The 12,673-nt window shown below is 71.0% G+C and carries 11 protein-coding genes; all 11 read left to right on the top strand.

Going from position 1 to position 12,673, the window contains the following annotated elements; translation table 11 throughout:
• The first annotated feature begins 23 nt into the window (after nucleotides 1-23).
• The 11 genes from O1W71_RS13780 (at nucleotide 24) to O1W71_RS13730 (ending at nucleotide 12,452) form a co-directional block, all read left to right on the top strand.
• On the top strand, nucleotides 24-656 hold the full coding sequence (locus O1W71_RS13780) for a TMEM175 family protein (protein ID WP_269268397.1): 633 nt from the start codon (nucleotides 24-26) through the stop codon (nucleotides 654-656).
• Nucleotides 657-787: 131 nt separating this feature from the next.
• The gene (locus O1W71_RS13775) at nucleotides 788-1,837 is read left to right on the top strand and encodes a LacI family DNA-binding transcriptional regulator (protein ID WP_269268396.1); all 1,050 of its coding nucleotides are present in this window, start codon (nucleotides 788-790) and stop codon (nucleotides 1,835-1,837) included.
• Nucleotides 1,834-2,778 carry a carbohydrate ABC transporter permease gene (locus tag O1W71_RS13770; RefSeq protein WP_269268395.1) on the top strand — a complete coding sequence of 315 codons (945 nt, stop codon included), beginning with the start codon at nucleotides 1,834-1,836 and terminating at the stop codon, nucleotides 2,776-2,778. The genes O1W71_RS13775 and O1W71_RS13770 overlap by 4 nt, the downstream gene beginning before the upstream one ends.
• A complete protein-coding gene (locus O1W71_RS13765; protein ID WP_220118278.1) occupies nucleotides 2,775-3,614 on the top strand; it encodes a carbohydrate ABC transporter permease in 840 nt (279 codons plus the stop codon). The genes O1W71_RS13770 and O1W71_RS13765 overlap by 4 nt, the downstream gene beginning before the upstream one ends.
• 43 nt (nucleotides 3,615-3,657) lie before the next feature.
• Nucleotides 3,658-4,947, top strand: a complete 1,290-nt coding sequence (locus tag O1W71_RS13760; protein WP_269268394.1) for an ABC transporter substrate-binding protein — start codon at nucleotides 3,658-3,660, stop codon at nucleotides 4,945-4,947.
• Between the two features lie 67 nt (nucleotides 4,948-5,014).
• A complete protein-coding gene (locus O1W71_RS13755; RefSeq protein ID WP_269268393.1) occupies nucleotides 5,015-6,184 on the top strand; it encodes an ADP-ribosylglycohydrolase family protein in 1,170 nt (389 codons plus the stop codon).
• Nucleotides 6,181-7,548 (top strand): ADP-ribosylglycohydrolase family protein, encoded by a 1,368-nt coding sequence (locus O1W71_RS13750; RefSeq protein ID WP_269268392.1) that lies wholly within the window; start codon nucleotides 6,181-6,183, stop codon nucleotides 7,546-7,548. Before O1W71_RS13755 ends, O1W71_RS13750 begins: the two co-directional genes overlap by 4 nt.
• On the top strand, nucleotides 7,545-8,477 hold the full coding sequence (locus O1W71_RS13745; RefSeq protein WP_269268391.1) for a ribokinase: 933 nt from the start codon (nucleotides 7,545-7,547) through the stop codon (nucleotides 8,475-8,477). The genes O1W71_RS13750 and O1W71_RS13745 overlap by 4 nt, the downstream gene beginning before the upstream one ends.
• A complete protein-coding gene (locus O1W71_RS13740) occupies nucleotides 8,474-10,429 on the top strand; it encodes an SUMF1/EgtB/PvdO family nonheme iron enzyme (protein WP_269268390.1) in 1,956 nt (651 codons plus the stop codon). The genes O1W71_RS13745 and O1W71_RS13740 overlap by 4 nt, the downstream gene beginning before the upstream one ends.
• Nucleotides 10,426-11,613, top strand: a complete 1,188-nt coding sequence (locus tag O1W71_RS13735; protein ID WP_269268389.1) for a CaiB/BaiF CoA transferase family protein — start codon at nucleotides 10,426-10,428, stop codon at nucleotides 11,611-11,613. The genes O1W71_RS13740 and O1W71_RS13735 overlap by 4 nt, the downstream gene beginning before the upstream one ends.
• Entirely contained in the window at nucleotides 11,610-12,452 is an 843-nt protein-coding gene (locus tag O1W71_RS13730; RefSeq protein ID WP_269268388.1) for an HpcH/HpaI aldolase/citrate lyase family protein, read from the top strand. Before O1W71_RS13735 ends, O1W71_RS13730 begins: the two co-directional genes overlap by 4 nt.
• Nucleotides 12,453-12,673: the final 221 nt, after the last annotated feature.

Here is a 12,673-nt window from a genome sequence, read left to right as displayed (position 1 = left end):
CCCGCCGCGCTAGCATCCTCGGCATGAGCGAGGACGTCGCGCCGGAGCCCGGCATCCGGGGACTCAGTGCCGAGCGCACCAAGGCGTTCGTCGATGCGGTCGTCGCGATCGCGATGACGTTGCTGATCCTGCCCCTCATGGAGAGCGTCGGCAAGAGCGCGGGGCACGACCACACGACGTGGGAGTGGCTCGTCGATCAGCGCGATCAGCTGCAGAGCTTCCTCATCAGCTTCGTGCTCATCGCGATGTTCTGGATGCTGCACCACCGGCTCTTCGTGTCGGTACAGCGCATCACCCCGGGGCTCATGTGGATCACGGTCGCGTGGATGCTCACGATCGTCTGGATGCCGGTCGTTACCGCCCTCACCGGCCAGGTCGCCGACGATGCCCTGCAGAAGGTGCTCTACATCGGCACGCTCGTCGTCACGAGCGGGATGCTGCTCGTCACGCGGATCTATCTGTCGCGGCATCCGGACCTGCACAGCGCGACACGGGACGATCTGCGCCTGGGGATGTCGATCGACCTATCGATGATCGTGCTGTTCCTGGTGGCGCTGGCGATCGCGCTCGTCTTCCCGGTCGTCGGCTACCTCGGGCTGTTCATCATGTTCCTCACCGGCACGATTCAGAAGCTGATGGCCCGGATGCTGCGCTGACAGGTCTTCCGTCTTCGCGGCCGCGAGACGAGGGGGCGAGTCGAACCCGGATCTTGACAGGGGAGGGTTCGGGGTGAGAACGTTTACAACGTCCAGCGTTGGAAACGTTTACAACCGCTCGAGGGAGAGCCATGGTCCGCGTCACGATCACGCAGGTCGCCGCCCGCGCCGGCGTCTCCGTCGCGAGCGCGTCCCGTGCGCTGAACGGCCTCGTCGCGAGTCCTGAGACCGCGGCGAAGGTGCGCAACGCGGCGCGCGAGCTCGGTTACGTCGCCGATGCCACGGCGCAATCGCTCAAGCGGGGCCGCACGTTGCAGCTGGGCTTCGCCGTCGCCGACATCGGCAACCCGGTCTACGTCGAGATGATGGCCGCGGTCGAACAGGTGGTCTCGGCATCTGGATACCGCCTGCTCCTGTCGTCGACCGGTACGTCGTCGTCTTCGGTGGATGTCGTCCGCGACCTCGGTCGGGGCTATGTCGACGGGCTGATCCTGTCGCCGCTGCGCGTCACCGACGAGCTGCTCACCGCGCTCGCCGCAGCGCCGATCCCGTTCGTCGTCCTCGGCCGGCTGCCCGAGTCGGCCGACTTCGACACCGTGCGCGCCGACTCGCCGACCGCGATGCGGCTCGTCGTCGACCACCTCGTCGACGAGGGGCGCCACGACATCGCGTTCGTCAACGGACCGACCGACACCACCCCGGGTGTCATGCGACGCGACGGTTTCATCGCGGCGGCGGGCCAGTACGACGACCTGCGGACGCGGCACGTCGACGCCGCCGACTTCACGATCGCCGCGGGCTACGACGCGGCGCTCCCGCTTCTCGACCGGCCCGACCGGCCGGCGGCGGTGGTCGCGGCGAACGACCTGATCGGCGTCGGAGTCCTGCGTGCCGCCGAGGACCTCGGCCTGCGGGTCCCGGCCGACCTCGCTGTGACCGGCCTCGACAACACCGAGCTCGCCGAGGTCGTCCGCCCCGGGCTCACGAGCGTCGACCTCGGAGCGAAGGAGCGCGGTCGCGCCGCCGCCGAGATGCTCCTCGCTCGGATCGCCGACGACACTCGGCCGGCCCGCACCGTCACGGTTCCTCCCGCGCTGGTCGTGCGCGGGTCGACGTCGGCATCCGTCCCCGCGGCCCTCCGCCGCCCCGAGCCCATCGATGAAGAGAAGGCACACGGATGACCACGCTCGCAGAGACGAAGACGTCCTCGCGCCCACCCCGCGTCCGGCAGATCGGACCGCGCGCCCGCGCTCAGCGCAAAGAGGCGATCGCCCTCGTCGCCCCCGCGCTCCTGCCGATCATGATCTTCTCGGTCATCCCGCTCGTCAGCGGAGTGCTCCTCGGATTCACGGATGCCACGCTCGCGCGCAACGCCGAGATTTCGTTCATCGGGCTCGACAACTTCATCGAGCTCGCCGGTGATCGTCGGTTCTGGCAGTCGTTCGGGATCGGGATCGTGTGGGCCGGGTCGGTCGCCCTCCTCACCCTGGTGAGCGCGATGGGCCTTGCTCTGCTGCTCAACAGCAACCTGCGGCTGAAGGGCCTGACCCGCGTTCTCGCACTCATCCCTTGGGCGATGCCGCCGGTGGTCATCGCGATCGTCTGGCGCATGATCTACAACCCCAACTCGGGCCCGCTCAACGGCGTGCTCGGCTGGCTCGGCATCCCGGGTGTGAACTGGCTCGGCGACTTCTCGACCGCCCTGCCTGCCGTCATCGTCGTCGGCGTCTGGGCCGGCATCCCGCAGACGACCGTCCTGCTTCTCGCGGGTATGCAGTCGATCGCCCCCGAGCAGCACGAAGCTGCCGCCGTCGACGGCGCGGGAGCGGCACGCCGGTTCTGGCACGTCACGCTGCCCGCCCTGCGGCCCGTGATCATCGCGGTCACCGCGCTCGACTTCATCTGGCAGTTCAACTCGTTCGGCCTCATCTACGTGCTGACCGAGGGCGGCCCGGGCGGCCGCACGATGATCCCGCCGCTGTTCACCTACCTCGAGGCGTTCCGCAACCGCGAGATCGGGTACGCGTCGGCGATGGGCAACGTCCTCGTCGTGGCGATCCTGGTGATCCTCTCGCTGTACCTGATCAACCAGTTCCGGCAGAACAAGGGGGCCCGCAAGTGACCACCAAGCGCCCCCTGTACGCGACCGTCCTGATGTACCTGGCGCTCGCGGGCTACCTGATCTTCCTAGGCTTTCCGCTGCTCTGGCTGCTGTCGGCGTCGTTCAAGTCGACCCGAGAGCTCAACTCGCTCGCTGTGAACCTCATCCCGCAGCAGTGGGACTTCGGCAACTACATCGCCGCACTCGAGCGGCAGAATCTGATCACCGCGGCCGGCAACTCGGTGCTCGTCTCGATCGTCACGATGATCGTCGCGGTGCTGCTGTCGATGCCGATGGCCTACGCTCTCGCCCGGCTGAAGGGCCGGCTGCGCGCGGCCGGCACGGTGTGGATCCTCGTCAGCCAGGTGTTCCCGACGATCCTCATCATCATCCCGCTGTTCCTCGTGCTGCGGAGCCTGCAGCTGAACGACACCCTGTTCGGCCTCATCCTCGTCTACGTCACCTTCACGATGCCGTTCACGCTCTGGATGCTGCAGGGGTACGTCGCGGCGATCCCGCCGGAGCTCGAGGAAGCCGCCGAGATGGACGGTGCCGGCCGGTTCACCATCCTCCGCACCGTGATCCTGCCGCTGCTGGTGCCGGGACTGGTCGCCACGGCGATGTTCACCTTCGTCTCGGCCTGGAATGAGTTCTTCCTCGCGCTCGTGCTCATCCAGAGCCCGGAGCTGTACACGCTGCCCATCGCGTTGCGCTCGTTCCTCGGCGCCGAGGGGCAGACCCAGCTGGGGCCGCTGGCCGCCGGCGCCATCCTCGCCACGATCCCGTCGCTCATCATCTTCGGGATCCTGCAGAAGAAGCTCACCGGCGGCATGCTCGCCGGTGCCGTCAAGGGCTGACCTCCCCGTGACGACGAAACCCGAAAACCAGAAAGGCCACACCATGAGAAGAATCCGCGGCATCGGCGCCGTCGCATTCGTGGGCATCGCAGCCATCACGCTTGCAGGATGTCAGCAGGGCAGCGCGAACAGCAGCGGGGGAGACGGCGACGTCGTCACCCTCCAGTTCCAGTCGCTGTCGGACCAGCCCGCGACCCAGGCAGCCATCAGCGAGATCGTCGACGCTTGGAACGCCGAGCACGACGACGTCCAGGTCAAGATCATCCAGGCCGGGTGGGATGGCACCTACGACAAGCTGATCACCCAGTTCTCGGGCGGCACCGCGCCCGACATCATCCACTTCGAGGCGAGCTCGATCGTGTCGTTCGCGGCAGACGGCTACCTCGCCGACCTGACCGACCTGATCGACCCCGAGCTGAAGTCGGACATCTCCGACGGCATCTGGGAGTCGGTGACCCACGACGGGCAGATCGTCGCGTACCCCTCGACCCTCCAGTCGTACATGGCGTTCGCGAACGCCGACCTGCTGGCCGAAGCGGGCGTCGAGGTGCCCACGGGCGACACGATGACGTGGGATCAGCTCCAGGAGATCGCGAAGGCGACGACCACGGCAGACCACTACGGCCTCGGCTGGGGTCTCGGTTCGCCCACCGCGACGATGATGAGCCTGTCGATGGGCTTCGACGGCGGCTACTTCGACGGTGAGGGCGACGACGTGACGATCGAGGTGGGCGACGACGAGCTCGCCGTGCCCGAGCGCATCCACGAGATGGCCTACACCGACCGGTCGATCGACCCGACCTCGCTCACGCAGTCGGGCTCGGACGTGCTGCCGTCGTTCTACGGCGGCAAGGTCGCGCTGACGGTGCAGGGCTCGTTCCAGGCGACGAACATCGCCGCGGATGCTCCCGAGGGCCTCAACTGGGTCGCGCTTCCGCCGCTCGAAGGATCGGCTGGCGCCATTCAGGCCGCGAACCCGCAGACGTACTCGGTGAACATCGACTCGGAGCACGTGGAGGAGTCGGCGGAGTTCCTGAACTTCTTCATGGACGGCGAGAACCTCGCGAAGATCGCCTACGCCGACGCGCTCATCCCCTCGTCGGGTGCCGCCCGCACGCAGGTTGCCGAGCTCGCCGGCGACGACGCCGCGTGGAAGCAGGTGCTCGCGTCGGGCGAGGGCCTGGAAGGTCCGCCGTTCCTGAAGGTGTCGAAGTACACCGAGTGGAAGGACACGATCGCGACGCCGGCGTTCCAGCAGTACCTGGCGAACCAGATCGACCGCGACCAGCTCGCCGCGCAGCTCAGCGACGGCTGGGCCGACGTCGCCGGATGACGATCCGCGGGGGCGGGTCGATCCGATCCGCCCCCGCCTCACACGCTCGAACGAAGAGAGGGACGTAATGGACGTGTTGCACGATCGGGTGGCAGCAGTACTGGCGGGAGCCGCCGTGGGCGATGCGCTCGGCGGTGCGACGGAGGGCTGGACCCCCGAGCAGATCGAGGAGCGCCACGGCGGACGTGTCGAGGGGATCGTCGGTCCCTTCCTGCCCGACTGGCGCACGGCTCGCCCCATCGCGCCGTACCACAAGGGCGACGGTCACGTCACAGACGACACCCTCATGACCCACGCGCTCATCGAGGTGTACGCCAAGCAGCGTCGGCACCTCGACGCCTACGACGTCGCGAGCGACCTCGTGCCGCTCATGATGGGTGAGCGCCGCTGGATCCCCGAGCTCGAAGACGAAGCGCTCATCCTGCAGCGCGTCTTCCTCGCCGAGAAGTGGCTCGTCATGAAGCTGCACTACGGCCACGCCGACCCCCGTGAGGCGGGCGTCGGAAACGTCGTCAACTGCGGCGCGACGATGTACATGGCGCCCGTCGGCCTCGTGCACATCGGCGACCCGCGCGGCGCCTACGCCGAAGCCATCGACATCGCCGGCGCCCACCAGTGGTCGTACGGTCGCGAGGCCGCCGGCGTGTTCGCCGCCGCGGTCGCGGCATCCGCCACTCCCGGAGCGACGGTCGACGACGTTCGACGGGCGGTGCTGGATGTCGCGCACGACGGCACCGCCGCCGCCATCCGCGCCGTGTTCGAGGCCGTCGATGCCTTCCGTGCCGCTGGCGGGTCGGACGATCCGCGTGAGCTCGGTCGCGTCGTCCGTGACGCGGTGCGGCCCTTCGACACCGTGGGCGAGGCCTACCGGTCGCCGGCCATGGACGCGCGTCTTCCCTCGCGGACGAAGGCCATCGAGGAGCTCCCCGTCGCGCTCGGCTTCGTGGTCGCTCACGACGGCGACCTGCGTGCCGCCGTGCTGGACGCGGTGAACTACGGCCGAGACGCCGACTCGATCGCCACGATGGCGGGCGCGATCTGCGGTGGGCTCCACGGCAGCGCCGCCGTTCCCGAGGAGTGGGTGCGCGAGGTCGTGACCGCGAGCCGCCTCGACCTCGATGGCGTCGTCACCACGATGGTCGAGGTCGTGCGCGACGTCGCCCGTGCCGATGCCGAGTGCGCCGCCGCCCGCGCGGAGTCGCTGTCGTCGCTGCTGTCGGTGGGGGCCGGGGCGTGAGACTGACCTGGGCACAGCCCGAAGACCTCGTCGCCGCCGAGCTCGCCGCATTGCGCGAGCAGGGGGCGCCCGACGACGAACTGTCGGCGATCGAACGGGTGTGGACGCAGGCAGGCGGAGCGACGGTCCTCGCGCCTTCCGGGGCCAGCGCGACGCCGGCTTCGCCCGAACTGCGCGCGGAGGCGCGTCGCGTGCTCGATGAGCTGCAGGGGCTGCAGCGCCCGAGCGCGGACGAGCCCGACGAGTGGGATGCGATCGCGGCGCTGCTTCCCGCGCAGCCCGAGCCGAGCGTCGGCGACGCAGCTTTCGACCGCGTGCACGGCGCGTGGCTGGGGCGGTCGGCCGGGTGCCTGCTCGGCAAGCCGGTCGAGAAGATCCCGCGCGAGGGCATCGAGCAGATCGCCCGTGCCACCGGAAACTGGCCGATCGGCGGCTACTTCACCGCGCGCGGGCTGCCGGCAGACGTCGCCGAGCGCTGGCCCTGGAACCGTCGCTCGGCGCCGACCTCGCTCGTCGAGAACATCGCCGGGATGCCCGAGGACGACGACCTGAACTTCCCTATCCTCGCCCTCGACCTGCTCGAGCAGCACGGCTCCGCGCTGACGACCGACCACGTCGCCGAGGCGTGGCTCTCCGCCCTCCCGGCGGGGCGCGTCTTCACGGCGGAACGCGCCGCGTACCGCAACATCCTCGACGCACGCCCGGTGCCCGAGACCGCGACGCACCGCAATCCGTTCCGCGAGTGGATCGGCGCCCTCATCCGTGCCGACGTGCACGGGTGGGCGAACCCCGGCGATGTCCGGGCCGCGGCGCATTCGGCATGGATCGACGCGCGGCTCAGCCACACCCGCAACGGCCTGTACGGCGCCATGTGGGCGGCCGCCCTGTGTGCGGCATCCCTCGTCGCCGACTCGATGGACGACGTGCTGGATGCCGCAGACACCGTCGTGCCGCCCGCATCCCGCCTGGCCGCGGCCGTGCGGTTCGGCCGTGAGACCGGTCGGGCGCTTGCCGCGGGCGAGCTCACGACGGCGGGTGCGCTCGACGCCCTGCACGCTGAGTTCGCCGGGATGCACTGGGTGCACACGCTGAACAACGCCGCGCTCACCGCGTGCGCGCTGCAGGCCCACGGTCGCGACTTCGGCGCCGCCGTCGCGCTCGCCGTCGCCGGTGGCTGGGACACCGACTCGGTCGGTGCCACGGTCGGCTCGGTGGTCGGCGGCCTCGTCGGTGCCGACGGCATCGGGCCCGCGTGGACCGCGCCCCTGAACGACCGCATCGCGACCTCGATGCCCGGCGGTCCGCAGCGGTCGATCCGCGAGCTCGCCGAGCGGACGGTCGCCCTCGCGGAGGGAAGCTCGTGAGCGTCGTCGTCGTCGGCAGCATCAACCAGGACGTCGTCGCCCGGGTCGCCCGCATCCCCGCTCCCGGCGAGACGCTGCTCGCGTCGTCGCTCGTCCGCACCGGCGGGGGGAAGGGGGCCAATCAGGCCGTTGCCGCCCGGCGTGCCGGGGGAGCGGAGGTCGCCTTCGTGGGCGCGGTGGGAACGGATGCCGCGGGCGCGGCGCTGCGCGCGGCGCTCGAGGCCGACGGCATCGACGTCTCGGGTGTGGTGCAGGTCGACGAGGTGACCGGAACAGCGCTCATCTCGGTCGACGCGTCGGGTGAGAACGCGATCGTCGTCGCCGCCGGGGCCAATGCCGCGCGCGACTCCCTCACCGACGCGCAGCGGGCGGTGGTCGCATCGGCGTCGGTTCTGCTCACTCAGCTCGAGATCCCCGTGGCCCTGGTGCGGGACGCCGCCGCGGCCCGGGGTGAGGGCGCGTGGCACGTGCTGAACGCGGCGCCGTCCGCACCCTTCGCCTCCGCCCGCGACGCGCTGCTCGCGGCGACCGACGTGCTGATCGTGAACGAGCACGAGGCACTCGAAGCGGCGGGCGTCGAAGCCCTCGACGAGGCCGTCGCCGAGCTCGCCCGTACGGTGCGCGGACTCGTCGTCACACTCGGTTCTCGCGGATGCCTGGTCGTCTGCGGTGACGAGCGCACCGAGGTGCCCGCCCATGTCGTGACGCCGGTCGACACGACGGGCGCCGGCGATACCTTCTGCGGTGTGCTGGCCGCGGCGCTCGCCGCCTCCGGACGCCGCCCCGACGCCGTCGGTCTCGATCTGCTCGCGGATGCCGCGCGCGCCGGTGCTGCGGCATCCGCTCTTGCCGTCACGCGCCCCGGTGCGCAGGACGCGGTGCCCACGAGCGATGAGGTCGCCGCCTTCCGGAAGGAGAACCGACCGTGAGCGGTGGATTCGATCCCCTGGTCCCGCGCGAGATCGATCGCCCGACGCCGGTGCCGCTCGACGCCGACGTGCGCTCGGGCGACGCCGCGACGGTGCTCGATGACGCGAAGATCTTCGTCGCGCCGACGGATCCGGCCGACCTCGGTGCGTGGCGTGCCCAGCTGACGGTGTGGCGCGAAGGCGCTCGCGAACGGCACGGCGTGCCGACCCGCTACGAACAGGCCGGGTCCGCGTGGGCGAGCCGGTGCTTCACGGTCGCCCAGGTATGGCTCTGGGACGAGCTGTTCTTCGACTTCGACGAGCAGCGCTTCACGCCGGAACGCTTCCTCGCCGACGCGCAGCGCCGGTTCGGCGGTCTCGACGGGATCGTGCTGTGGCACGCCTACCCCGTCATCGGCATCGACGGCCGCAACCAGTGGGACTTCTACGCGGTTCCGGGGCTCGTCGAAGCCGCCGAGGCTCTGCGCGCCGCCGGTGTCGCCGTGTTCGTCGACTACAACCCGTGGGATGTCGGCACGCGACGCTCGGGAGACGACGCCGCCGAGCTGGCCGCCACGGTGCGGCGCCTCGGGGCAGACGGCGTCTTCCTCGACACGCTGCGGAAGGCCGATCCCGATCTCGTCGCGGCCCTGGATGCCGCACGCCCGGGCATCGGACTCGAGGGCGAGTCGAAGCTCGCGACCGAGCGCATCGCCGACCACACCCTGTCATGGGCCCAGTGGTTCGCCGACTCGGAGGTGCCCGGCGTGCTGCGCGCCCGGTGGTTCGAGCGCCGACACATGCAGCACCACATCCGCCGGTGGCACCGCGACCACGCAGAAGAGCTGCGCTCGGCATGGCTCAACGGCGTCGGGGTGATGGTGTGGGAGGTCGTCTTCGGCGTCTGGGTCGGCTGGAACGACCGCGACGCCGCGACCCTGCGGCGGATGCTGCCCGTGCAGCGCGGCATGCACCGCTGGCTGGTCGAGGGGGAGTGGACGCCTCTCGCCGTGCACGACGCACCGGTCTTCGGGTCGGCGTTCGAACTCGACGGCGTGACCCTGCTGTGCCTCGTCAACACGTCGGGGTCCGATGTCGAGTTCGAGCTCGAGTCCGGCGGTCGATACGTTCCGCTGCATGAGCCCGGCGATGAGGTGTCGTCGGTGACGGTGCCGGCCGGTGGGGTCGCCGCCGTCGTGCGGCTCACCGCGGATGCCGCGGGTACCCCTGTGCCGCCGGTCGTCGCCGAGGTGAAAGCCGCGCTGCGCGATGAGCCGCCGGTGGCGGACGTGTCGTTCCCGCACCGCCGAGCGCGGCGCCTCACCGCTCCGGCATGGGCCGGGCCCGTGCGAGACGCTGCTGCGGATGAGGAGGAACCGACCGTCGCGGTGCCGCCCGGCACACATGCGCTGACCGTGCGTTTCCGCGCCCGCGAGACCGGGATGTACGAGGGCGCACCCTACGTCGACGAGTGGAAGCCGCTGCCGCCTCGCCTGCACGACCAGCGCACACTCGAACGCGTCGTCGAGGTGCGGCATCCGGTGCACGTCGGCGCGGCCGAGGTGACCGAGGCCGAGTACGCGCGGTTCCTCGACGCGATCGGTGAAGACGCGGATGCCCGTGACCCCGAGCGCCCGGCGACCGATGTGACCTTCGCGCGGGCTCGGGAGTACGCCGCGTGGGTGGGCGGGCGGCTCCCCACCGAGGACGAGTGGCAGCTCGCGGCATCCCTTCCGTCGTTCCGCCGACGTGCGCCGGAGGTGTGGAACTGGACGGAGTCGGAGCACTCCGACGGCCGCACCCGGTTCGTGATGCTGAAGGGCGGCAGCGCCCACCGCAGCGAGGGGTCGGACTGGTACTTCGACGGCGGTGTGCGGTCGCCGGAGTTCGCGGCCAAACTGCTGCTGCCGGGGCTCGGACAGGACGCGTCGCCCTCGATCGGATTCCGCGTCTGCTGGGAGGAGCGCTCGTGACCCCGCTCGACGGACTGCGCGTCATCGACGCCTCGACGCTGTTCGCCGGTCCCATGGCCGCGATGCACCTCGGCGACATGGGAGCCGAGGTCGTCAAGGTCGAGCACCCGACCCGGCCCGACCCCGCGCGCGGCCACGGTCCGAGCAAGGACGGGCAGAACCTGTGGTGGAAGACGCTCGGCCGCAACAAGCGGACCGTGGCGATCGACCTGCACACCGCCGACGGGCGCGAGGCGTTCCTGCGCCTCGCCCGCACCGCCGATGTCGTCGTCGAGAACTTCCGCCCCGGAACCCTTGAGCGCTGGGGACTCGGGTACGACGAGCTGTCTGCGGAGAACCCCGGTCTCGTTCTCGCCCGCGTGACCGGATTCGGTCAGATCGGCCCGTACCGCAGTCGCCCCGGCTTCGGCACGCTCGCCGAGGCGATGAGCGGGTTCGCCGCCGCGACGGGCGAGCCCGACGGTCCACCGACCCTTCCCCCGTTCGGCCTCGCCGACGGCATCGCCTCGCTCGCCACCGCCTACGCGATCATGACTGCGCTGCACGCCCGCGCGCGCGACGGGCGCGGGCAGGTGGTGGATGTCGCGATCATCGAGCCGATCCTCGCGATGCTCGGCCCGCAGATCACGCGCTGGGATCAGCTCGCGACCGTGCAGCCCCGCACGGGCAATCGGTCGGCGAACAACGCGCCGCGCAACACCTATCGCACGGCCGACGGTTCGTGGGTCGCCGTGTCGACGAGCGCTCAGTCGATCGCCGAGCGGGTGATGGCTCTCGTCGGCCGCCCCGACCTCGCGGCCGAGCCGTGGTTCGCGAGCGGATCGAGCCGGGCGCGGCACGCCGACGAGCTCGACGAGGCCGTGGGCAGCTGGATCGCGCAGCGCACGCGCGATGAGGTGATCGAGGCGTTCGAAGCCGCGCAGGCCGCGGTCGCCCCGGTGTACGACCCCTCTGACGTCGTCGCGGACCCGCAGTTCCAGGCGCTGGGCACGGTCCACCGCATCCACGACCCCGATCTCGGCGAGATGGCGATGCAGGGACCGCTGTTCCGGATGTCGCGCGACGAGGCGACGATCGCTTTCACCGGGCGGGCTCACGGCGCCGACACCGCCGACGTGCTGGCCTCTCTCGGCTACGCCGACGACGACATCGCTCGCATGCGTGCGGAGGGATCGATCGCATGACCCGCCCGATCCTGGTCGCGCTGTACGCGCCCGCCGACCGCCCCGAGCGCTTCGAGAAGGCGCTGGATGCGGGAGCGGATGCCGTCATCGTCGACCTCGAGGACGCCGTGGCACTCTCGCGCAAGGCGCAGGCGCGGGCGGCGCTCGCCGAGTTCGCCGCGGTTCGGGCGTCGCGAGGGGCTGCCGCACCGGCGGTGCAGGTGCGGGTCAACGCGCGCGGGGCGGACGCGCACGACGCGGATGTCGCCGCCGTCTCGGACCTGCCCGCCGCCTTCGGCATCCGGCTTCCCAAGACGCAGTCGGCGGATGACGTCGCGGCGGTCCGCGCCGTCGCGCCCGGGCGCGAGGTGCATGCCCTGCTCGAGTCGGCGCTGGCGATCGAGCGCGCGTTCGAGATCGCGCAGGCCGGGGTCGCGTCGATTGCGGTGGGCGAGGCCGACCTGCGCGCGGAGATCGGCGTGCCCGCGGGGCGTGCCGGGGAACCCGGGCTCGCATGGTCGCGCGCGCGGCTCGTGAACGCGGCGGCTGCGGCCGGGCTGCCCCTTCCGCTCATGGCGGTCTGGGCCGATGTCGCCGACCTCGAGGGCCTGGAGCAGAGCTGCCGGGCCGGGCGCGCGCTCGGCTACGCAGGCCGCACCGCCATTCATCCGCGGCAGATCGAGGTGATCCGGCGGGCCTTCACCCCCGGCCCGGAAGAGGTCGAGCGAGCGCAGCGCATCGTCGAGCGGGTGCGCACCGCGGCGGCGGATGGGACGGGCGCGTTCGTGCTCGATGACGGCACCTTCATCGACATCGCGATGGTCAAGGCCGCCGAGCGCATCCTCGCCGCCGCGCCCTGACCCGCTGCATCCGCGGGGCCCGCTGCATCCGTCGCATGCGAGGTCCCGGTTGGGCCGGTTATCGAGCCGGGATTCCCGGCCGAAGTGGGACTTCGCAGCGATGGCGGGATGTGCGTGAGTGGCGGCCCCGGGTCACGCCCTCAGCAGGCTGGTTGTGGCTCGACGTGCGCGTACGGGGCTGGTGCGGGTGCTCAGCCTGTCGGGGGCGCGCGCGGCCGCTC

The sequence above is a fragment of the Microbacterium sp. H37-C3 genome (genome assembly GCF_027157935.1).
In the GTDB taxonomy this organism is placed as follows: Bacteria; Actinomycetota; Actinomycetes; order Actinomycetales; family Microbacteriaceae; genus Microbacterium; species Microbacterium plantarum.
The sequence above is the reverse complement of the archived record's forward strand: the minus strand, read 5'-3'. Positions and strand labels throughout refer to the sequence as shown.

Excerpts from the sequence above, each read along its gene's own strand:
- O1W71_RS13780 (WP_269268397.1), top strand. The coding sequence starts at position 24 with ATGAGCGAGGACGTCGCGCCGGAGCCCGGCATCCGGGGACTCAGTGCC.
- O1W71_RS13775 (WP_269268396.1), top strand. The coding sequence starts at position 788 with ATGGTCCGCGTCACGATCACGCAGGTCGCCGCCCGCGCCGGCGTCTCC.
- O1W71_RS13770 (WP_269268395.1), top strand. The coding sequence starts at position 1,834 with ATGACCACGCTCGCAGAGACGAAGACGTCCTCGCGCCCACCCCGCGTC.
- O1W71_RS13760 (WP_269268394.1), top strand. The coding sequence starts at position 3,658 with ATGAGAAGAATCCGCGGCATCGGCGCCGTCGCATTCGTGGGCATCGCA.
- O1W71_RS13755 (WP_269268393.1), top strand. The coding sequence starts at position 5,015 with ATGGACGTGTTGCACGATCGGGTGGCAGCAGTACTGGCGGGAGCCGCC.
- O1W71_RS13730 (WP_269268388.1), top strand. The coding sequence starts at position 11,610 with ATGACCCGCCCGATCCTGGTCGCGCTGTACGCGCCCGCCGACCGCCCC.